We start from the raw sequence: 20,570 nt of genomic DNA on the forward strand, positions 1-20,570 counted from the left end.
GAGGTGAATGAATGACAATGAATCAAGTAGATAAAATTATAGCGTCAGCACAACACTACTTAGATAATCAGCAATATAATGAAGCTAATTTTTTAATAGAACAAGCATTAATGATTTATCCTAATCATTCTCAGTTACAACAAATGCAAAATAAAATAACATTAAATCATCCAAAATATAAAAAAATAGATGATTTTAGCGATTTTTTTGCAACATCAAATTCATCTTCTGCATCTAAAATAGATCAAATTAAAACAAATTATAATAAGGTGAGTGATAATGTTGCTAAAATGACGACGCAATTATCACAATCATTACAAGATTTAATATCTAAAAATAATGAAAAAATAGATCAGACACGTCAAGAAATATTACAGCAACAAATCTCAAATATTAATGCAGAATTAAATGAACAGCAAGAATTACAACATATCGAAGAATTACAACAAATAAAATCTGAACAATCTGGTGAAATCGTAAAACCTACTTTCGAAGAGGCTTTTGCTTCAATAGAAAAATTAGTAGGGTTAGAAAAAATAAAAAATACCATTTTACAAATAAAAAATACAATTGCTTACGATAAATATAGAAATGAAACATTAAATTTACCTATACAATCACATTGTTATCATTTTTTATTAGTTGGAAATGCTGGTGTAGGTAAGACAACTGTTGCCAACTATTTAGCTGATATTTTATTAAGTTTAGATGTTGTTGCATCGAATAAGGTTATTAAAGTATCACGTGCTGATTTAGTGGGGCAATATGTGGGAGAAACAGCGCCACTAGTACATAAATATATTAAAGAAGCTAATGAAGGTGTCTTATTAGTTGATGATTTAGAACAATTATATAATGCAGATAATAATAATGATTTTGGTCGAGAAGCTTTAGCAACCTTAGAAAAACATGTAAATGATCAATCGAATTTTTCGTTTATTGCTACGGCTAATAAATCTAAGGTAGAGGTATTATTAAATCATTATAAATCATTAGCTTCAAATATAACTTTTATTATTGATTTTGATGATTATACTAGTGCTGAACTTATAGAATTAGTTAGCTTTTTTGCGCAACAAGCACATTATAAATTAACAGAAGAAGCAAAAATGGCATTAGAAATGAAATTAGAAGCTATTCAGTTATCGGATTATTTTTCAGCTGCTAACACTATGAAAGTAATGGTTAATGATGCTATTCGAAATAAAGCAAGCATAGATTATGCTACATTAACAAAAGAGCAATTAAGTGAATTAACAGCAAATGATTTTGGTTTTAATATACAAAAAATGAAAAATAAAGATATTGATAGTTTGTTAGCTCAATTAGATGCTTTAGTAGGATTAGACGAAGTAAAACAAGAAATTAGAAAAATTGTTAAAAGAGTCCAACTAAATATAAGTAAAAAAGAATTGAATTTACCACAAGATAATATTAATTTACATATGGTATTTACTGGAAATCCAGGGACAGGAAAGACGACTGTTTCACGCATTGTAGCTCAAATTTTAAAAGAAGCAGGTGTATTAAAGCGAGGCCAATTAATAGAAGTTACAAGAGAAGATTTAATTGGTGAGTATGTGGGACAAACCGCTGTCAAAACGATGAATACAATTAAAGAAGCGTATGGTGGTGTGTTATATATTGATGAAGCATATGCATTATATTCAGGTGGAAAAAATGATTTCGGTCAAGAAGCTATTGCTACTTTAATTAAAGAAATGGAAAATAATCGTGATAAACTAGTTGTTATTTTATCTGGTTACACGTATGAAATGCAACAAATGTTAGAAGTTAACTCAGGTATGTTATCACGCATAGGTTTTAATATTGAATTTGAAGATTATACAGCAGCCCAATTGTACGAAATATTTAATAAAATGTGTCAACAATTTCAATATCAATATGATGATAAGTTTGAGCGTGCTGTAAAACAGTATTTTGAAAAACAAGTTGAAAATAAAGATAGACATTTTGGTAATGGTAGATTAGTTAGAAACTTTTTAGAAAAAATTCAATTAAATCAAGGTGAACGATTAATTGATAGTAATCAATTAGATAAAGAAAGTTTATTGACATTAACAGTGTCAGATTTACCTGAGATTGAGTAGAGGTTATTATGGAAAAAATAGAAAAATTATTTTATGATTTAGATAAACAAGTAACAGAAATAAGTCAAAAGCAGAATATTTCTTACTTAGAAGCGATTGTGGAGGTATTTAAATTTTCTGATACTTACTATGATCAAATTGTTTCAGAATATGACAGACAAGTTAGAAGAAAAGTTTATCAATATTTATTATTAAAAGCTTTAAAAGATGTCACACAAAGCCAACATCAAATGACACCAGATGGTATAGGTTATACGATTGCATTTTTTATTCAACTATTAACTGATAAATTAGATCATGTGAAAGTGTTAGAATTAGGCTTAGGTACTGGTAATTTGTTAGCAACAATTATAGGAAGTATACAAGAAGAAAATGTAACATTATCAGGTATAGAAGTAGATACTTTTTATGTTGAATTAAGTTCATTACTTGCAGATTATTTACAATTACCAATAAATTTATTACATCAAGATGCTTTAGAACCAATTTTTATTGATAAACAAGATATTGTGATAGCGGATGTACCAGTAGGTTATTATCCAAATGATGATATTGCTAGTCATTATCATTTAGCAAAAAAACAAGGACATAGTTTTAGTCATTATTTATTCATCGAACAAAGTATGAATTTATTAAAACAAGGTGGTTACGCAATTCTTATTTTACCTCAACATCTTTTAGAAGATAGTGAAGCAGATACATTACGTAAATATATTGCTGAAGAAACAAAATTAAGAGCAATTTTAAATTTACCAGTGACACTTTTTAAAAATGAACAGGCACAAAAATCAATTGTTATTTTAGAAAAACCTTCTTCAAATGATTTGCATAAACCAGAGGTTATTTTAGCAAATATTCCATCGTTAAAAAATACGCAGGCATTAGCAAGTTTTTTCAATAATATAAAGATTGAGTTAAATTTATAGAATAAACTAGATCATACATAGAAAACTTGTTAAATATATTTATAAGTAGCTTGATTTTGAAACGTATGCAAATTATAATGTAGTTGTATAACATATTTCAGATAATATTAGAAAAATCAACTTAAATATTATCATAATTTAAGAGGAGATAAAACATGACAAAAATTTTAGCAATTAATTCAGGTAGTTCATCATTAAAATTTCAATTGTTTGAAATGCCAGAAGAAAAAGTAATTACTAAAGGTTTAGTAGAACGTATTGGATTAGAAGAAGGTATTTTTACAATTAGTGTTAATGGAGAGAAGCAAACTGAAAAATTACCAATTCCAAATCATGAATTTGCTGTAGAAATGTTATTAGAAAAATTAACGTCTTTAAATATTGTTAATTCATTAGATGAAATTGAAGGTGTAGGACATCGTGTAGTACATGGTGGTGAGTTATTTGATAAATCTACAGTCGTTACTGATGAAGTATTAGCAAAATTAGATTCTATTGAAGAATTAGCACCTTTACATAATCCAGCTAACATTCGTGGAGTACGTGCATTCCAACAAATTTTACCAAATGTAATTAATGTCTTAACTTTTGATACGGCATTCCACCAAACAATGCCTAAAAAGAATTACTTATATGCAACGCCATTAAATTATTATACAGAATATGGTGTGCGTAAATATGGTATGCATGGAACAAGTCATCAATACGTTGCAGGTCGTGCTGCTGCATTATTAGAACGTCCAATTGAAGAGTTGAAAATTATCACATGTCATATTGGTTCAGGTGCTTCAGTAGCTGCAATCGATGGAGGTAAATCAGTAGATACTTCAATGGGATTCACACCATTACAAGGTTTAATGATGGGAACACGTACAGGTGATATCGATGTTGCTGTTATTCCATATTTAATGAAGAAAACTGGTAAAACTGCTGAAGAATTAATTACTGTGTTCAATTTTGAATCAGGATTGAAAGGTTTATCACAAGTGTCATCAGATTCACGTGATGTAGAAATGGCTGCAGAAGCAGGTAATCAAGCTGCACAAGATGCATTAGATGTATTTGATGAAAGAATTAGAAAATATATTGGTGCCTATGCTGCAACGATGAACGGTGTAGACGCAATTGTATTCACAGCAGGTGTTGGAGAAAACTCAGCTGAAACACGTAAAAATGTTATTGAAGGTGTATCATTCTTAGGCGTACATATCGATGATGAATTAAATAATTGTCGTGGTGTAGAACGTATTATCTCAACGTCAGATTCGAAAGTTAAAGCATTAATTATTCCGACTGATGAAGAAGTAATGATTGCACGCGATACATTTAATTTAAAATAATATAAAATAATGAATATTGATTAAGTTTTGTCAATATTCATTATTTTTATTAGAAAATAGGTAGAAATAACTAAAAAATGTTATTAATAATAAAAAATCAAGAATAAATCGTAATCATTTTGATTAAAATGAGATTATATGATATAATCATTAAAAAAGTAAATTAACTTTTTAATTATAAAAAACCAGGTGAAAAAATGTTAGAAAAATTTATATTAAAAGATATTTGTTTTAAAATAGGAGATGAGATGATTTTAAACAATATCAATTTAACTATTCAACCAGGGTCAATTGTAGGTATTATTGGTCCAAATGGTGCCGGTAAAACAACTTTATTACGTATTATTTTAGGTGTTTTACAGCATCAATGTGGTGAAATAATAATTGAATCAAAAAGATCTAAAGTAGTTATGGGTTATGTGCCACAATCAAGAAATTTTGACGAAGAAACACCACTTGCTACTTATGATTTTGTTTCTCTTGGGTTAAAACCTAGATTTATTCCATGGTTAACTAAACAAGAAAAATTACGTGTAAAACAAGTGATGGAGTGGACAGATTGTTATAGATTTTATAATAAATCAATTGGTAAATTATCAGGTGGAGAAAAACAGCGTGCATATTTAGCACAAGCACTAGTACAACAACCAGATTTATTAATTTTAGATGAGTTTACTTCGAATTTGGATCCAGAAGCACAATATAGTATGATGAAATTAGTTAAGGATATTGCTAAAACACATAATATTACTGTGTTATGTGTTAGTCATGATATAATGATGGTAGATAAATTCACAGATCATTTATTGTACTTAACTAGAAAATACTATAAATATGGTGAGACAAGTGTGATGTTATCGTCATGTCAAAAAAATAATTTTGAAATTTGTGATCATATATCAGAGGAGGGGCATACTCATGTTTCAACTTGATTTTATGAAACATGCATTTATGGCAGGTACCATTATTGCTTTAATGTGTGGTATTATTGGTGTGTTTGTTATGGCGAGAAATTTATCTTTTATTTCGCATACATTTTCTCATGTTGGTTTTGCTGGAGCAGCCTTTGCAGTATTTATTGGATGGGATCCTATTTTAGGGTTAATGTTATTTACAATTTTAATTTCATTAGCTATAGGTAGCATGGGAGTAAACTTATATCGCAGAGAAGCATCAGTAAGTGTAATGTTAAGTGTATTTTTAGGTTTAGGTATTTTATTTTTATCATTATCGTCAAAATCTTCTGCCTATGCAACAAATATTCTATTCGGTAGTGTGGTAGGAATTAGTGCTCAACAAGTTAAAAGTATTTTATGTCTAGCCAGTATGGTTATTATTATTATTATTATATTTTATCGTTATTTAAAATTTGATTCATTTGATCCAGTAGGTGCTAAAGCTGCTGGATTACCAGTAACGATAATATCAATTGGTTTTTTAATTTTACTATCAATATCGGTGAGTATTACAGTACAAATTATTGGTGCATTATTAGTTTTTTCATTGGTAACTATGCCCGCATCTAGTGCTAGATTATTTGTACATACATTACCAAAAATGATTGTATTGTCTGTAGTATTTGCAATGATTGGCGTATGGTTAGGTTTAATTTTAAGTTATTATACTTTATTACCTGTTACTTTTTATATTACAGCAATTGAAGCAAGTTTTTATTTTTTAGGATTAATTTACAGTAAATATAGATAATAAAACAAAATATAATGTTATTAACAAGAAAGATAGGTGGATAAAATGGAAACATCAGATCAAGTAGTAAAACAATTAATTGTTGACTTTTTACAAGTATCAAATGGTATTTATGCTAATGAAAGAAAAATGTTGAATCATCATGGATTAAAGACAATGACATTAACTGAAATGAGATTGATAGGTATTATTTCTAGATTAGAAAAACCAATTATGAGTGATCTAGCTTTTGAATTAAATATTACATTAGGTACTTTAACAACTTTAATTAATCAAACTGTGAAAAAAGGTTATGTGACTAGAATACGTGATAGATTTGATAAACGTTTTGTTAGAGCAGTGTTAACTGAAAAAGGTGAGAAAGCTGTAGAAATTTACTATAGTTATTATGAAAATATTCTTAAAGAAGCAATGAAAGAATTTACAGAACAAGATGTAGCAACACTAAATCGTATCATTGCATTTTTAGATGAATATAATGAAAATTTTGAGATAGACGAAGAGAATTAGAACGTTTCATATGAATCTCTTGATAATATTAACGAGAATTATTAATTTTAGTTAATATTACCAAGGGCTTTTTTTATTAGAATAGCTAATTATTAATTTAATATAATTTACTATTAATTATTCAGAAAATTCAATAAAATTTATTGACAAATAAGAAATATTCTTGTATTCTTATTTTTATACAATTATAGAAATTGTTTATATTTCATTAATAGAAGGAGTCTTTATGAATAATAAATTAACAACATCAAAATTATTTATTATTGGGTTTATGTTATTTGCATTGTTTTTTGGTGCAGGTAATTTGATTTTCCCAGCACTATTAGGGCTATATGCTGGCGGTAACGTATGGCAAGCTGTAATAGGTTTTTGTATTACAGGTGTTACTTTACCATTATTAGGTGTAGTAGCAATTGGTTACTCAGGGTCTGCTAATTTAGAAGAATTAGCCTCACGTGTATCTAAAGGTTATGGTATCTTTTTTACTGTAGCATTACTATTAACAATTGGTCCATTCTTTGCTATTCCAAGAACAGGGTCAGTATCTTATGAAATGGCAATTACACCAATTTTTGGTGATAATTTAATCGTTAAAATCATCTATGCAATAATTTTCTTTGGTATAACTTATTGGTTAGCTGTTACGCCGAGTAAAATTGCTGATAATATTGGAAAATATTTAACACCAATGTTATTAGTAGTTATTATTATTTTAGTGGTGATGTCATTTGTACATCCAATAGGTTCAATAGGTACAGCTTATAATGCAAGTTCAAATTTATCAGATCAATATGCAAAAATTCCATTCTTTGCAGGTATTTTACAAGGGTATGGGACAATGGATGCTTTAGCATCATTAGTATTTGCTATTATTGTAGTAGATGCTGCTAAACAATTTGGTGCTAAAAGTGATAAAGAAGTTGCTGTTGTAACATTAAAATCAGGAGTTATTGGCGTATCATTATTAGCTTTAGTGTACATTTTTGTAGCACGTATCGGTGCAACAGCACAAACTTTATTCACATTAAAAGAAGATATTTTTTATCAAGGTGAAAATGTTGTTTCAGGTGCGACTGTATTGAATAGTGCAGCAACTCATTTTTTAGGTAGTTTTGGTTCGATTGTTTTAGGATTAATTGTATTTTTAGCTTGTTTAACAACGTCAACAGGTTTAGTTGCTTCTTGTTCAGAATACTTTTCTAAATTATTACCACAATTATCGTATAAAGTTTTTTGTACTATATTTACTTTAGTTTCTACTATTATTTATTTTAGTGGTTTAAGTGCGATTATCAATTGGTCTATACCAGTTTTATTATTCTTATATCCATTAACAATTGCTATTATATTTTTAGCTTTTACAGATAAATTATTTAATGGGGCACGCATTGTTTATCAAACAACAATCGCCTTAACTATTATTCCAGCATTATATGATGGTATCTTTGCTTTATCAGATGCTACAAAGTTATTTAGTGTACCAGAAAGTATTAAGTCATTCTTTGTTGAAACATTACCACTAGCTCAATATGGTTTAGGATGGATTGTATTTTTAGTCATTGGTTTTGTATTAGGTATAATTTTATCTAAAACAGTAGTTAAATAATCGTTAAAAATCTTCACAAGTGTTATATTTGTGAAGATTTTTATATTTTATTGTTACATAATAGTTAAAATACTTGAGCTTAATACTATAATCTATTATCATATAAATGGTATATTTGTAAATGTATAACTATCAAGGAGGAACTGATGTATCAACATGAAATAAGTTTAGAAGTACGACAGAGTGACAGTGACAAATTAGGTATAACATCATCAACTAATTATTTATCATGGTTTGAATTTGCACGTACTAATTATATGAATACATTAGGTTGTGATGTATTAGAATATGATCGTGCAGGATATGAAACACCTATTATTGATTTGAAGTTAACTTATCAACAAAATATCGTTATAGGTGAAGTTATTAAAATTGTTACTTGGATAGAAAAATATAATTCATTACGTATTTCATTTGCCTATGAAGTGTATAAACAAAATGGTGAATTGGCTCTAACAGCTATAACAGAACAGATTGTTGTTACTAAGTTTAGTCAGCAATTAAGACCAATCCGTATTGATAGAGTATTTCCAAATAGAGATGAAATTTATAAAGAAAATTTGAAAAATAATCATGGAGGCATGTAACGTGAAGTTAAAATTTAAAATTATTACAAGTTTAATGTTAAGTATGAGTGTAACAACATCAACCGTGTTAGCAGATGAGGTATTGCCAGATATGCCTATAACAACAACTGAAACACCAGCAGTTGTAGAAACACCAACTGTTTCAGTTACACCAGCTGAAGAAACACCTGCTGAAATCACACAACCATCAACAAATAACACAACGCATGTTGTACCAGTAGCACCAGAAGTAGTACAACCTACAATTGTAGAAACACCAGCACCTCAGCCTACACAGACACCCCAAGTTACACCAACTGAAGAAACTAGTGTTCAAGAAACAACATCAACTGAAACAACTTCTAGTGAAGAAAATGTAGTTGAGATTAGTTCAGAAGTAGTTTCTTCAAAACAAGCTGTTAAAAATAAAAATAAAGAAAAAGTAAAAAAAGCGAAACAAAAAGTTAGTGAGCCTGTATCAAAATACAAGAAAAAAGTAACTAAGAAACTTGTTCAACAAGATAACGGCTTTACTAAAAAAGCTATTTTTGGTGGGGGCGTACTTGTTTTAATTTTGATTATATTAATGGGGTTGAAAAAATTTAAATTATTAGATTAATAATTGACGATATGATTAAGTGTACAGTATAATTAATTGAAAAGAAAAAATTATAAATATATTTTTAGAGAGCTAGTGGTGGCTGAAAACTAGTAGTTATTTATAATTTTGCTGCTTTTATTAATTTATTTTCTTGCAAAACAAGACGTGACTTTAGCGTTAATAAAGATTGAGTGAATTATTGGTAACAATAATTAATTAGGGTGGTACCGCGATCAATTCGTCCCTATATGCTAAAGGCATATAGGGATTTTTATATTTAATTTTATAAGGAGAATAATAATGAAAAAATTAACAGGTGAACAAATACGTCAAATGTACTTAGATTTTTTTGCAACAAAAGGACATGCTATCGAGCCGAGTGCCTCTTTAGTACCATTAGATGATCCTACCTTATTATGGATTAATTCAGGTGTAGCAACATTAAAAAAATATTTTGATGGTCGAGAAATACCAAAAAATCCAAGAATTACTAATGCACAAAAATCAATTAGAACTAACGATATTGAAAATGTAGGAAAAACAGCACGTCATCATACATTTTTTGAAATGTTAGGTAATTTTTCTATAGGTGATTATTTTAAACGTGAATCAATTGAATGGGCATGGGAATTTTTAACATCACCACAATGGATTGGCTTTGAACCACAAAAATTATCAGTAACTATTCATCCTGAAGATGAAGAAGCTTATGATATATGGCATAATATTATCGGAATACCAGAAGAAAGAATTATCCGAATTGAAGGTAACTTTTGGGATATTGGTGAAGGACCTTCAGGACCTAATTCAGAAATTTTCTATGATCGAGGAGAAGAAACAGATACAACTTCACCTGCCTCAGAAATGTATCCAGGTGGAGAAAATGATAGATTTTTAGAAATTTGGAATATTGTTTTCTCACAATATAATCATAATCCAGATGGTACATATACAGAATTACCTGCTAAAAATATTGATACAGGTATGGGGCTTGAACGTATGGCTTCAGTAATTCAAGAAGTACCAACTAATTTTGATACTGATTTATTTATTCCAATTATTAGAAAAACTGAAAAATTATCAGGTCGTAAATATTTAGCTAGTGAAGCAACAGACATTGCTTTTAAGGTTATTGCTGATCATACACGTACAGTAGCTTTTGCAATTGCAGATGGTGCTTTACCTTCCAATGAAGGACGTGGTTATGTATTACGTCGTTTATTACGTCGTGCAGTAAGATATGGTAAAATGTTAGGATTAACAGAAGCCTTTATGTATTTACTAGTTGATGAAGTAGCAACAATTATGGAAAGTTACTATCCAAATGTTAAAGCTCAAAAAGAATTTATTGAACGTGTAATTAAAAATGAAGAAGATCGTTTCCATGAGACATTACAGGAAGGGGAAACAATTCTAAATAATTTAATTAGTGAAGCAAAATCAACAACAAAAATCATTGCTGGAACAGAAGCATTTAAGTTATATGATACATATGGTTTTCCAATTGAATTGACTGAAGAATATGCTAAAGAAGCTGGTTTAACGGTTGATGTTGACGGTTTTAGATTAGCAATGGATCAACAAAAAACAAGAGCTAGAGAAGCACGTAAAGATAGTTCATCAATGCAAGTACAATCAGAAGTTTTGAAAAATTTAACAGTTGCGTCTGAATTTACTGGATATCAATCATTACAAGAAACAGCACAAGTGAATGCAATAATTAAAGATGGTCAATTAGTTGAACAACTATCAGAAGGTGATGAAGCACAAATTATACTATCATTAACACCATTTTATGCTGAAAGTGGTGGTCAAGTTGCAGATAGAGGTGTTATTTCAAATGATCAGGTGACATTACATGTAGAACATGTACAAAAGTCACCAAATGGTCAACATTTACATACAGTAAAAGTGATTTCTGGACAATTAACAATCGATGCAACTGTATCAGCAAAAGTTGCACGTGATCAACGTTTAGCAATTATTAAAAATCATACTGCTACACATTTATTACATGCAGCATTAAAAAACATTGTTGGCACACATGTTAATCAAGCAGGTTCATTAGTGACAGCTGAACGTTTACGTTTTGATTTTTCTCATTTTAGTGCCTTAACTGAAGAAGAGTTACAACAAATTGAGCGACAAGTTAATGAAAAAATATGGCAAGCTATTACAGTTATCACAGAAGTATTACCTATTGAAGAAGCTAAGAAAAAAGGTGCTAATGCTTTATTTGGTGAAAAATATGGTGATATTGTGCGTGTTGTTGAAATTGATGAATATTCATTAGAATTTTGTGGTGGTATTCATGTAACAAATACCTCTGAAATTGGTTTGTTTAAAATTGTTTCAGAAGGTGGTATTGGTGCAGGGACTCGACGTATTGAAGCAGTGACTAGTAAAGCAGCTTTTGAATTTTTAGCACATGATACACAAGATATTAATAAAATTGGTCAATTAATCAAAGCAAAACGTCAACAAATTACAGATAAAGTTGTACAATTACAAAATCAATTAAAAGAAGAACAAAAAGAAAAAGAAAAATTACAAGTCAAACTGACACAATTAGAAGCAGGAGATATTTTATCAAGTGTAGTTTCTCGTGATGATATTAATATTTTAGTTACTGAAGTTTCAGCTACAGACATGAATCATTTAAGAGCAATGATTGATGATTTTAAAGTGAAAATTGCGCCAGCTATTATTGTTTTAGCTGCTCAAATTAATGGTAAAGTGAATTTTGTTGCTTCAGTTGATAAAACATTAACTTCACAATACCAAGCAGGTCAGATTGTTAAACAAGCAGCACAAATTTGTGGTGGTGGCGGTGGTGGCCGTCCAGATATGGCACAAGCAGGTGCTAAAGATATTAGTAAAATTAAAGAAGCTTTAGCAGAAGTAAAAAATATATTGGCTATCTAAAATATGATAAATTAAATAGGAGTGATGGCTTACGTCACTTCTATTTGAAAATAATAAAGTAGTATAGTTTTACAAACTATTACTTTTATAGTAGAATGAACATATCTTGATATCTAATTTAGATATTTACGAAATCATATAATTAATGAATTTATATAGAGGGAGTGGTAACTATGTCAAAAAATTTTGATGATACAATGCAGTTTTCTTTTGAAATGCCTAATGATAATGATAAGGTAGCAGAAGTTTTAACTGAAGTTTATCAATCGTTAAGTGAGAAAGGATATAGTCCGATTAGCCAAATCGTAGGTTATTTACTATCAAGTGATCCAGCATATATTCCACGTTATAATGATGCCCGTAGTAAAATAAGAGAGTTAGATAGAGATGATGTAGTTGAAAAGATTGTTCAATTCTATTTAGAGGAGCATTTAAAGAATAATGTTAAAAAATAAAATAATGGGTTTAGACGTAGGATCTAAAACAGTAGGTGTTGCAATAAGTGATGCTTTTGGTTGGACTGCTCAAGGTATTGAAACAATTCAAATTGATGAACAAGCAGAACGTTTTGAGATTGATAAAATTATGTCATTAATTAAAACTTATAATTGTGATAAAGTTGTTGTAGGGTTACCTAAAAATATGAATAATACAATAGGTGAACGTGGTGAAGCAGCAAAATATTATGGTCAATTGATTCAGCAACAAGACAATAATATTGAGATTATTATGTGGGATGAACGTTTATCTACGATGGCAGCAGAACGTACGCTTCTTGAAGCTGATGTTTCAAGAAAAAAAAGAAAGAAAGTTATTGATAAAATGGCAGCTGTTTTTATCTTACAAGGCTATTTAGATAGTATCAATTAATAAAAATGAAAGAGGTAATTAATAATGAATGAAGAGTTAAATGTATCACAAGAAGAAATATTGTTTACATTGCATGATGAAGAAGGTAATGAAGTATTATATAGAAAAATTTTAGATTTCGTTAATCCAGAAAATAATAAAAATTACTATATTCTAACAGAAAACATTTCAGAAGAGGAAGAAGAAATAGAAATTTTCCCAATGATATTTATTAAAGGTGAAAATGGTGAAGAAGATCGTTTTGAACCATTAACAACAGATGAAGAATGGGATATGGTAGAACAAGTAGTTGGTGCTTTGTATGCTTCAGACGATAACGAAGAATCTCATGACGGTCATGATTCTAGTTGTCAATGTGGAATGAAACATTAATTATGAGTAGTGGGAAGAAGCAACAATTTTAATTGACTTTTTCCCACTCTCTTTATTATAAGCAAGGAGTTTTAAATGGATAAGAAAAAATTTAATAGAAATTTGAAAAAACAAAAAGCAATAAAAAGACGTTCAGGTGTAATTGCTTCTTATATTATTACAACTATAATTGCTATTATGTTAATAGGTGTTGCTGCGATAGGTAGTTATATTAAGAGTGGTTTAAATCCAGTAGATAAATCAAGCCAAGAAAAAATAGTAGTAGAAATCCCACCAGGAGCAACTTCTACTGATATTGGTGAACTTTTACAAAAAAATAATTTGGTAAAAAACGCGTCAATATTTAAATATTATGTTAAATTCAATAATGCATCCAATATGCAACAAGGTAAATTCACCTTATCACCATCTATGTCAGTGAAAGAAATTTTAGATGAATTAACAGCAAGCAATATAAAAGAAGAAGATATAAAATTTGTTATTCCAGAAGGTAAAAATTTAGAAGAAATAGCTAAAATTGTTGAAAGTAAAACAGGCATTTCTAGTGAAGAATTTATTGAAGTAAGTAAAGACGAATACTTTCTAAAAGAATTACAAAAAAAATATCCAGAATTAATTACAGAAGACATTTTTAATAGTGATATTCGTTATCCTTTGGAAGGCTATTTATTCCCAGCAACATACGGTTTTGTTTCAGATAAATTAACAGCACAGGATATGATTACTAAAATGGTAGAAACAACATATCATAATGTTATGCCAATTTGGAACGAAGCTGGAGGAGAAACAATTAAAATTCAAGGACAAGAAAGTAAATTGACAATTCATCAATTTATTACTTTTGCTTCAATTATCGAAAAAGAAGCAAGTGGTGCTTCAGAGATTAACATGGCACATGTTGCTTCAGTATTTTTAAATCGTTTAGATCAGCATATGATGTTACAAACTGATCCAACAGTATTATATGCAATAAATGAAAATAAAGAACTAACTTTAGATGAATTACAAACGGATTCACCATATAATACTTATAAAAATTATGGTTTTCCTGTAGGTCCAATTGGTAGTCCAGGTTTAGTTGCTTATCAAGCAACAATTAATCCAAATAAACTACTAATGGATAATCATGTATCGACAAATGATGTTTACTTTATCTCATATAAAACAGGTCAAGGTAAATTTGAATTTTTATTCACACCAGATTATGATGTACATTTAGCAAATTCTGAAAAATATTTAAAATAATAAAAAATAAATCTGAGAAAAGCAATTAATTTTCTCAGATTTATTTTTTATTTTTGTGTTAGTAATTTTTCTTTTAATTCATTTTCCATTCTAACTAATTCAGCTTCAGCTTCTTGGCGTTTACGACGTCCTTCTTGTTGAATAGATAATGTTTCTTGAATGGTATCTAAAATATCTTGTTGTGTTTTCTTTAATGTTTCAATATCAATAATACCACGTTCATTTTCTTTAGCCGCAGTAACAGCATTAGTTTTTAATAATTCAGAATTACGTTTTAATAAATCATTGGTTGTTGCAGTAACTGCACGTTGTGCTTGTAAAGCATTTTGTTGACGAAGTAATGTGATAGCAATAGCAATTTGATTTTTCCATAATGGAATGGCTGTTAAAATAGAACTTTGAATTTTTTCACCTAAAGCTTGGTTAGTATTTTGTATTAAACGAATTTGTGGTGCTTGTTGAATGGCCATTTGACGACTTAATTTCAAGTCATAAATACGTTTTTCTAAACGATCAATATATTGTAATAAATCGTTCACATCTTGCACTTTCATCTGATCTTGTGATTGTTCAGCTTCAGCTTGTAGTTGTGGTAATGTAACATGTTGTAATTCATCACGTTTAATTTCAGCAGCAGCAATATAAATATTTAATGCTGTAAAATAATCTTTATTTTTTTCATATAAGTCATCTAATGTACGGATGTCACCTAGTAAAGCATTTTTATGTTGTTCTAATTGAAATGAAATTTTATCGACTTGAGAACTTAAATCCGTATATTTTGATGTAATTTCATTAATAGATGCTTTTGCACGTTTAAAAAGACGTTGTAAAAAGTTTTGATCTTCTTGTGTTAATTCATTAGGATCAACACTTTGTAATTTACCCATTAATTGTTGTAATGTATCACCAATTGGTCCAACATCACGTAACTGTACTTGTTTTAACATACTGTCTGCAAATTGTGATAGTTGAGCTTGTGCTGCAGTACCGTATTGTAAAATACCATCTGAATCACCTGGATTAATTTGTGCTGCAATTTGTCTAGCCTTATCTTGTTCATCCGAAGATAATTGATTAATTAGTTGGTCATTATTAATTGTTTCAGTTGTATTTTTTGTTGCTTCAGTTGGACCAAATGGATTAGCTAATAAATCATCTACTGTTGATGGTTGAACTTGAGTAGGTGTTTCAGGTATTTGTCCTAGTGATTGATTTTTTTGTTCATTCATTTGTTAATCTCCTAATGTTGTTTTATTTTAATTTGTTGTGCTTCAACTTGTTGTTGATTTTGTTTAGTACGTTCTTTTAGTAGTGCTAAAGCTGTGTGTTCATCTAAAGTGCTATTATTTAAAACAGATTGTTGTCTAGTTTCTAATAATGTTAGTAATTGTTTTATTTGAATAGCATCTTCTTCGATATTTTGTTTTGCTAAGATTTGTTCAATTAAACTATCGGCTAAAGGCATTTCTTCTAAGAAAAATAATTCATTACCATAGTATAATAAAGGCTGTTGTTCAATCTTATTAAAAATATTATCACATAAAGTGATGATATCGTAAACTATTTTACTTTTATGAGGTGCTATTCTTTGACGTTTAATTAGATTAAACTTTTCTTTTAATGCGACTGAAGCTTTAATTTTATTTTTTGTGAATTCAATATCTCTTAAACCAATATTTTGTTGTTGTGCGGTTTTAATATTGAAAGTACGTTGGCTAATAGTAGCTACAATACCAAATGTTATAAAAAATAAAATAATACTTAACCAATCACTTCTTAAGAACAAATAAGAAATGGAAGAAAATAGAGTACTAACAACAAGTGCAATACCTAAAGATTTAATGAAATTCATGACTATCTCCTTATTTGATAATTTTGAAATGATTATAATTTGTTAATGGTAATTGATTGATTGTAGAATGAATTACTTTAGAATAAGGCGATGCACCATTAATAACTTTGTCAATAAATAGGTTAAGTTGTTCAATAGGACCTTGTGCGTAAATTTCAACACTACCATCTTCACAATTACTAACAGTACCAACAATGTGATGTAATAAGGCGAGTTTATGAGTAGAGATACGAAAACCTACACCTTGAACACGTCCAATGACTTTAATATAAACATGTTCTTCTATGTTATCAACCTCCTATAAGATAGTTGTACTCTCTCATTATACATAAAAAAAACGATTTAAAATAGTATAAAATCTGAAAATAATAACTAAATCTTATGGTATAATGTATATTAAATAATTGAAAAGGAGTAGACGATGTTATTTGTAATAGTAGGTGCGATAGTAGGTGCACTAACAAGATATGGTATAGGTCTGATATTACCAATGGCATGGCAAGGTGTCATGATTGTTAATCTTGTAGGAACGTTTATTCTAGCTATGATTAATTTTATTTGGCAGCCACAGTGGTCAATTAATTTAAAGCGATTTTTAGCAACAGGATTTTGTGGTAGCTTTACAACTTTATCTGCTTTTAATTGGCAATTTGTGCAACTAACTAAAATGAGTCTAGTGTTAGGTATATTATATTTGTTAATAACTATGGTAGGTAGTTTATTAATGATTTTCTTAGCTAGATATATTGTTAATGTTTTTATTAAAGGAGATTCTATATGATAGCTATTGCAATAGGGGCCATGTTAGGGAGTGCTATACGTTATTTACTATCTAATTATAATAAAATTAAACATGGTTTAGGAACATTACTGGCTAATATAATAGGTTGTATTAGCTTAGCAATAATATTATGTTTTTTTCCACAAAGTAATGAATTATTTTTTGTTGTAGGATTTTGTGGTTCATTAACTACTTTTTCAACTTTTTGTTTTGAAATTTATGAAAAAATTATGATGAAACAATATCAATCGTTAATTTATTATTGTGTAGTGACATTTATTTTTGGTGTGATATTATTTTGGTGGATTGCTTAAAGCAGTGTCACAAATAAAAAGTTATGGTATACTGTAAGTTAGGATTATTATGCGATGGAGGAAAATCATGTTTAGATGGTTTAAAAAAGAACCAATAAAAGAACAAGAGATAACAGTTCAACAGTTATTATCTCAACCTTTACCACAACATGTTGCAATTATTATGGATGGTAATGGTCGCTGGGCGGAAAAGAGATTAATGCCGCGTGTTAAAGGACATTATGAAGGCATGAAAACGATAAAACATATTGCACGTGTCGCTAGTCAATTAAATATTAAAGTATTGACAGTCTATGCTTTTTCTACAGAAAATTGGCGTCGTCCGAAAGATGAAGTTGATTTTTTAATGAAATTACCACAACAAATGTTCGAATCATTTATTCCAGAATTAATGGAATTAGATATTAAAGTTATTATGACTGGTTATCTTGAACAATTACCACCACATACGTTGAAATCAGTGACAGCAGCGTGTCAACAAACACAAAATAATAAAGGATTAATATTAAATTTTGCATTGAACTATGGTAGTAGGGCTGAAATTGTGACAGCTGTGAAGCAAATTGCACAACAAGTTAAAGATCATGAAATTTTAATAGATGATATTACAGAAGAAACAATTCAAACTAATTTACTAACAGCAGATCTACCTAATCCAGATTTAGTGATTCGTACTTCTGGTGAAATTAGAATTTCTAATTTTTTATTATGGCAAATTGCTTACTCAGAATTTATTTTTACAGATGTGTTATGGCCAGATTTTGATAAACAACAATTTTATCAATGCTTAGTTGAATTTCAAAAAAGACAACGCAGATTTGGCGGTTTAAATAAAGGAGAAGTAAAATATGAAAACTAGAATTATCACAGCAATAATTGCTATGTCACTCTTTCTTCCAATTATTATTTTGGGCGGTTATTATACACTTTGTGTATGTGGAATTTTAGCGATGGTTGGAGTGTATGAAGCATTAAAAATAGCAAATATCAAAATCATGTCTAGTATTTCATTATTATCATATATATTATTAGTTGTTATTTTTACAAGTTATTTACCAATCTCACCGTGGTATGGCTCAGGGATACGCTTAATCATATTAGTGATTTTTTTAATGTTAATCGCTATTGTTTTTAGTCGTAACCGTATTTCTTTAATGACAGCAGGTTATTGTTTATTAATGACAATGTATATTAGTTTTGGATTTTATGCATTATATTTAACACGATTACAAGGATTATATTTAGTGATGTATACATTATTTTTAATTTGGGTGACTGATTCAGGTGCATATTTTGGAGGACGTCGTTTTGGTAAAACAAAATTATCAGTTATCAGTCCTAATAAATCTGTAGAAGGTGCACTATTTGGTGTGTTAAGTGCTGTCGTTTTATCAGTCGTATTTTATTTACTAGACTATTTTACTTACCTTAATTTATTTCAAATGATAATGATGGCAATTATTTTAAGTGTTTTAGGACAATTTGGAGATTTAGTAGAATCTGCTATCAAACGACAATTTGATGTTAAAGATAGTGGTGCAATATTACCAGGTCATGGGGGTATTTTAGATAGATTTGATTCAACTTTATTTGTATGTATTACATTAAATATTATACCAATATTGTTACCCAATTTAGATTTACTTAGACAATATTTTTAAAGGAAGATAAATATGAAAAATATAAGTTTATTAGGTGCAAGTGGTTCGATTGGTCAACAAACTATAGATGTTTTAACTCAACATAAAGATCAATTTAACTTAATTGCATTTTCAGTAGGAAATAATATAGATTATGCTGAACATTTAATTCAGCGATTTAAACCGCAACTTGTAGCTGTAAAAGAATCGACAGATGCTGAAGCACTACAAAAAAAATATCCACAAACAGTTGTTTTAAGTGGTTTAGAAGGATTAGTTCATGTAGCTACATATCAAAATGTAGACTTGATGGTCAATGCAGTTGTAGGAAGTTTAGGTTTATTGCCTACAATTCGAGCGATTGAAAAAGGCATAGATATTGCTTTGGCAAATAAAGAAACATTAGTGACAGCCGGTCATATTGTAATGGCAAAAGCAAAAGCACATAATGTAAAAATTTTACCAGTTGATAGTGAACACTGTGCTATTTTTCAATGTTTAAATGGTGAAAATACAGCGACGGTTAATAAAATTATTTTGACAGCGTCAGGTGGAAGTTTTAGAGATTTATCAAGAGAACAATTAAAAAATGTTACCGTAGAACAAGCGCTTAATCACCCTAATTGGTCAATGGGAGCAAAAATTACAATTGATTCTGCAACAATGATGAATAAAGGATTAGAAATTATTGAAGCACATTGGTTGTTTAATATGCCTTATCAAGACATTGATGTCGTTATTCATCGACAAAGTGTCGTGCACTCAATGGTAGAATTTGATGATACATCTGTTATTGCACAATTAGGCACGCCTGATATGCGTATGCCAATTCAATATGCACTAAGTTATCCACAACGCTTATCATTGAATGGTGAGAAATTAGATTTAACAAAATGGCAAAATTTGACGTTTGAAACATTAGACATGGAAAGATTTCCTTGTGTAAAAATGGCTTATGAAGCTGGAAAAAAAGGTGGTTCAATGCCAACTGTTTTAAATGCAGCTAATGAGCAAGCTGTAGCTGCATTTTTACAAGAGAAAATTAAATTTATAGAGATAGAGCATTATATCGAGTGGGCGATGACAACACATCAGTGGATTGCTGAACCTACATTAGAACAAATTATAGAGATTGATGCAATAACACGACAAAGTGTTGCTGAAAAAATTAAAAAAGACAGAAAGGAAGACTAACTATATT

The 20,570-nt window shown here is 29.2% G+C and carries 22 protein-coding genes; 19 read left to right on the forward strand and 3 right to left on the reverse strand.

Annotation, left to right across the window (positions count from 1 at the left end):
- The first annotated feature begins 11 nt into the window (after window positions 1–11).
- From AC5EAH_RS01625 to mltG, 14 genes are all read left to right on the forward strand, one after another.
- Complete coding sequence (locus AC5EAH_RS01625; protein WP_493493002.1) at window positions 12–2,111, forward strand: AAA family ATPase; 2,100 nt, start codon at window positions 12–14, stop codon at window positions 2,109–2,111.
- A gap of 8 nt (window positions 2,112–2,119) precedes the next feature.
- Window positions 2,120–3,037, forward strand: a complete 918-nt coding sequence (locus AC5EAH_RS01630; RefSeq protein WP_493493003.1) for a class I SAM-dependent methyltransferase — start codon at window positions 2,120–2,122, stop codon at window positions 3,035–3,037.
- A gap of 155 nt (window positions 3,038–3,192) precedes the next feature.
- Window positions 3,193–4,377, forward strand: a complete 1,185-nt coding sequence (locus tag AC5EAH_RS01635) for an acetate/propionate family kinase (protein WP_493493004.1) — start codon at window positions 3,193–3,195, stop codon at window positions 4,375–4,377.
- Between the two features lie 197 nt (window positions 4,378–4,574).
- Complete coding sequence (locus AC5EAH_RS01640) at window positions 4,575–5,309, forward strand: metal ABC transporter ATP-binding protein (RefSeq protein ID WP_493493005.1); 735 nt, start codon at window positions 4,575–4,577, stop codon at window positions 5,307–5,309.
- Window positions 5,296–6,084: a metal ABC transporter permease gene (locus AC5EAH_RS01645; RefSeq protein WP_493493006.1), complete on the forward strand. Its 789-nt coding sequence runs from the start codon at window positions 5,296–5,298 to the stop codon at window positions 6,082–6,084. The genes AC5EAH_RS01640 and AC5EAH_RS01645 overlap by 14 nt, the downstream gene beginning before the upstream one ends.
- Before the next feature lie 45 nt (window positions 6,085–6,129).
- Entirely contained in the window at window positions 6,130–6,594 is a 465-nt protein-coding gene (locus AC5EAH_RS01650) for a MarR family winged helix-turn-helix transcriptional regulator (RefSeq protein WP_493493007.1), read from the forward strand.
- 226 nt (window positions 6,595–6,820) lie between these two features.
- The gene (brnQ, locus tag AC5EAH_RS01655) at window positions 6,821–8,200 is read left to right on the forward strand and encodes a branched-chain amino acid transport system II carrier protein (RefSeq protein ID WP_493493008.1); all 1,380 of its coding nucleotides are present in this window, start codon (window positions 6,821–6,823) and stop codon (window positions 8,198–8,200) included.
- Between the two features lie 146 nt (window positions 8,201–8,346).
- Window positions 8,347–8,787, forward strand: coding sequence for an acyl-CoA thioesterase (locus AC5EAH_RS01660; RefSeq protein WP_493493009.1), 441 nt, complete (start codon window positions 8,347–8,349; stop codon window positions 8,785–8,787).
- Window position 8,788: 1 nt separating this feature from the next.
- Complete coding sequence (locus AC5EAH_RS01665; protein WP_493493010.1) at window positions 8,789–9,385, forward strand: hypothetical protein; 597 nt, start codon at window positions 8,789–8,791, stop codon at window positions 9,383–9,385.
- A gap of 282 nt (window positions 9,386–9,667) precedes the next feature.
- Entirely contained in the window at window positions 9,668–12,292 is a 2,625-nt protein-coding gene (gene alaS / locus AC5EAH_RS01670) for an alanine--tRNA ligase (RefSeq protein ID WP_493493011.1), read from the forward strand.
- Between the two features lie 173 nt (window positions 12,293–12,465).
- Entirely contained in the window at window positions 12,466–12,747 is a 282-nt protein-coding gene (locus AC5EAH_RS01675) for an IreB family regulatory phosphoprotein (protein ID WP_493493012.1), read from the forward strand.
- Window positions 12,734–13,162, forward strand: a complete 429-nt coding sequence (gene ruvX, locus AC5EAH_RS01680; protein WP_493493013.1) for a Holliday junction resolvase RuvX — start codon at window positions 12,734–12,736, stop codon at window positions 13,160–13,162. Before AC5EAH_RS01675 ends, ruvX begins: the two co-directional genes overlap by 14 nt.
- Window positions 13,163–13,186: 24 nt before the next feature.
- Window positions 13,187–13,534 (forward strand): DUF1292 domain-containing protein, encoded by a 348-nt coding sequence (locus tag AC5EAH_RS01685; protein WP_493493014.1) that lies wholly within the window; start codon window positions 13,187–13,189, stop codon window positions 13,532–13,534.
- A gap of 75 nt (window positions 13,535–13,609) precedes the next feature.
- A complete protein-coding gene (gene mltG / locus AC5EAH_RS01690) occupies window positions 13,610–14,779 on the forward strand; it encodes an endolytic transglycosylase MltG (protein WP_493493015.1) in 1,170 nt (389 codons plus the stop codon).
- A 47-nt stretch (window positions 14,780–14,826) separates the two neighbouring features.
- Here the strand turns inward: mltG and AC5EAH_RS01695 are convergent, their stop codons facing one another.
- The 3 genes from AC5EAH_RS01695 to AC5EAH_RS01705 are packed head-to-tail and all read right to left on the reverse strand — an operon-like array spanning window position 14,827 to window position 16,920.
- Window positions 14,827–16,011: a toxic anion resistance protein gene (locus tag AC5EAH_RS01695; protein WP_493493016.1), complete on the reverse strand. Its 1,185-nt coding sequence runs from the start codon at window positions 16,009–16,011 to the stop codon at window positions 14,827–14,829.
- 11 nt (window positions 16,012–16,022) lie between these two features.
- On the reverse strand, window positions 16,023–16,634 hold the full coding sequence (locus AC5EAH_RS01700) for a hypothetical protein (protein WP_493493017.1): 612 nt from the start codon (window positions 16,632–16,634) through the stop codon (window positions 16,023–16,025).
- 10 nt (window positions 16,635–16,644) lie between these two features.
- Window positions 16,645–16,920: an acylphosphatase gene (locus AC5EAH_RS01705; RefSeq protein WP_493493029.1), complete on the reverse strand. Its 276-nt coding sequence runs from the start codon at window positions 16,918–16,920 to the stop codon at window positions 16,645–16,647.
- Between the two features lie 135 nt (window positions 16,921–17,055).
- Here AC5EAH_RS01705 and AC5EAH_RS01710 point away from each other — a divergent pair, with 135 nt between their 5' ends.
- From AC5EAH_RS01710 to dxr, 5 genes are all read left to right on the forward strand, one after another.
- A complete protein-coding gene (locus AC5EAH_RS01710) occupies window positions 17,056–17,415 on the forward strand; it encodes a FluC/FEX family fluoride channel (protein ID WP_493493018.1) in 360 nt (119 codons plus the stop codon).
- The gene (locus AC5EAH_RS01715) at window positions 17,412–17,729 is read left to right on the forward strand and encodes a fluoride efflux transporter FluC (protein WP_493493019.1); all 318 of its coding nucleotides are present in this window, start codon (window positions 17,412–17,414) and stop codon (window positions 17,727–17,729) included. Before AC5EAH_RS01710 ends, AC5EAH_RS01715 begins: the two co-directional genes overlap by 4 nt.
- Window positions 17,730–17,796: 67 nt before the next feature.
- A complete protein-coding gene (uppS, locus tag AC5EAH_RS01720) occupies window positions 17,797–18,588 on the forward strand; it encodes an undecaprenyl pyrophosphate synthase (protein WP_493493020.1) in 792 nt (263 codons plus the stop codon).
- On the forward strand, window positions 18,578–19,390 hold the full coding sequence (locus AC5EAH_RS01725; RefSeq protein ID WP_493493021.1) for a phosphatidate cytidylyltransferase: 813 nt from the start codon (window positions 18,578–18,580) through the stop codon (window positions 19,388–19,390). The genes uppS and AC5EAH_RS01725 overlap by 11 nt, the downstream gene beginning before the upstream one ends.
- Before the next feature lie 12 nt (window positions 19,391–19,402).
- On the forward strand, window positions 19,403–20,563 hold the full coding sequence (dxr, locus tag AC5EAH_RS01730) for a 1-deoxy-D-xylulose-5-phosphate reductoisomerase (RefSeq protein WP_493493022.1): 1,161 nt from the start codon (window positions 19,403–19,405) through the stop codon (window positions 20,561–20,563).
- Window positions 20,564–20,570: the final 7 nt, after the last annotated feature.

Source organism: Staphylococcus sp. B1(2026) (genome assembly GCF_058895785.1).

Bases quoted from the DNA above. Each gene is read 5' to 3' on its own strand.
- AC5EAH_RS01625 (WP_493493002.1), top strand. From the start codon at position 12: ATGACAATGAATCAAGTAGATAAAATTATAGCGTCAGCACAACACTAC.
- AC5EAH_RS01630 (WP_493493003.1), top strand. From the start codon at position 2,120: ATGGAAAAAATAGAAAAATTATTTTATGATTTAGATAAACAAGTAACA.
- AC5EAH_RS01635 (WP_493493004.1), top strand. From the start codon at position 3,193: ATGACAAAAATTTTAGCAATTAATTCAGGTAGTTCATCATTAAAATTT.
- AC5EAH_RS01640 (WP_493493005.1), top strand. From the start codon at position 4,575: ATGTTAGAAAAATTTATATTAAAAGATATTTGTTTTAAAATAGGAGAT.
- AC5EAH_RS01645 (WP_493493006.1), top strand. From the start codon at position 5,296: ATGTTTCAACTTGATTTTATGAAACATGCATTTATGGCAGGTACCATT.
- AC5EAH_RS01650 (WP_493493007.1), top strand. From the start codon at position 6,130: ATGGAAACATCAGATCAAGTAGTAAAACAATTAATTGTTGACTTTTTA.
- brnQ (WP_493493008.1), top strand. From the start codon at position 6,821: ATGAATAATAAATTAACAACATCAAAATTATTTATTATTGGGTTTATG.
- AC5EAH_RS01660 (WP_493493009.1), top strand. From the start codon at position 8,347: ATGTATCAACATGAAATAAGTTTAGAAGTACGACAGAGTGACAGTGAC.
- alaS (WP_493493011.1), top strand. From the start codon at position 9,668: ATGAAAAAATTAACAGGTGAACAAATACGTCAAATGTACTTAGATTTT.
- AC5EAH_RS01675 (WP_493493012.1), top strand. From the start codon at position 12,466: ATGTCAAAAAATTTTGATGATACAATGCAGTTTTCTTTTGAAATGCCT.
- ruvX (WP_493493013.1), top strand. From the start codon at position 12,734: ATGTTAAAAAATAAAATAATGGGTTTAGACGTAGGATCTAAAACAGTA.
- AC5EAH_RS01685 (WP_493493014.1), top strand. From the start codon at position 13,187: ATGAATGAAGAGTTAAATGTATCACAAGAAGAAATATTGTTTACATTG.
- mltG (WP_493493015.1), top strand. From the start codon at position 13,610: ATGGATAAGAAAAAATTTAATAGAAATTTGAAAAAACAAAAAGCAATA.
- AC5EAH_RS01695 (WP_493493016.1), bottom strand. From the start codon at position 16,011: ATGAATGAACAAAAAAATCAATCACTAGGACAAATACCTGAAACACCT.
- AC5EAH_RS01700 (WP_493493017.1), bottom strand. From the start codon at position 16,634: ATGAATTTCATTAAATCTTTAGGTATTGCACTTGTTGTTAGTACTCTA.
- AC5EAH_RS01710 (WP_493493018.1), top strand. From the start codon at position 17,056: ATGTTATTTGTAATAGTAGGTGCGATAGTAGGTGCACTAACAAGATAT.
- AC5EAH_RS01715 (WP_493493019.1), top strand. From the start codon at position 17,412: ATGATAGCTATTGCAATAGGGGCCATGTTAGGGAGTGCTATACGTTAT.
- uppS (WP_493493020.1), top strand. From the start codon at position 17,797: ATGTTTAGATGGTTTAAAAAAGAACCAATAAAAGAACAAGAGATAACA.
- AC5EAH_RS01725 (WP_493493021.1), top strand. From the start codon at position 18,578: ATGAAAACTAGAATTATCACAGCAATAATTGCTATGTCACTCTTTCTT.
- dxr (WP_493493022.1), top strand. From the start codon at position 19,403: ATGAAAAATATAAGTTTATTAGGTGCAAGTGGTTCGATTGGTCAACAA.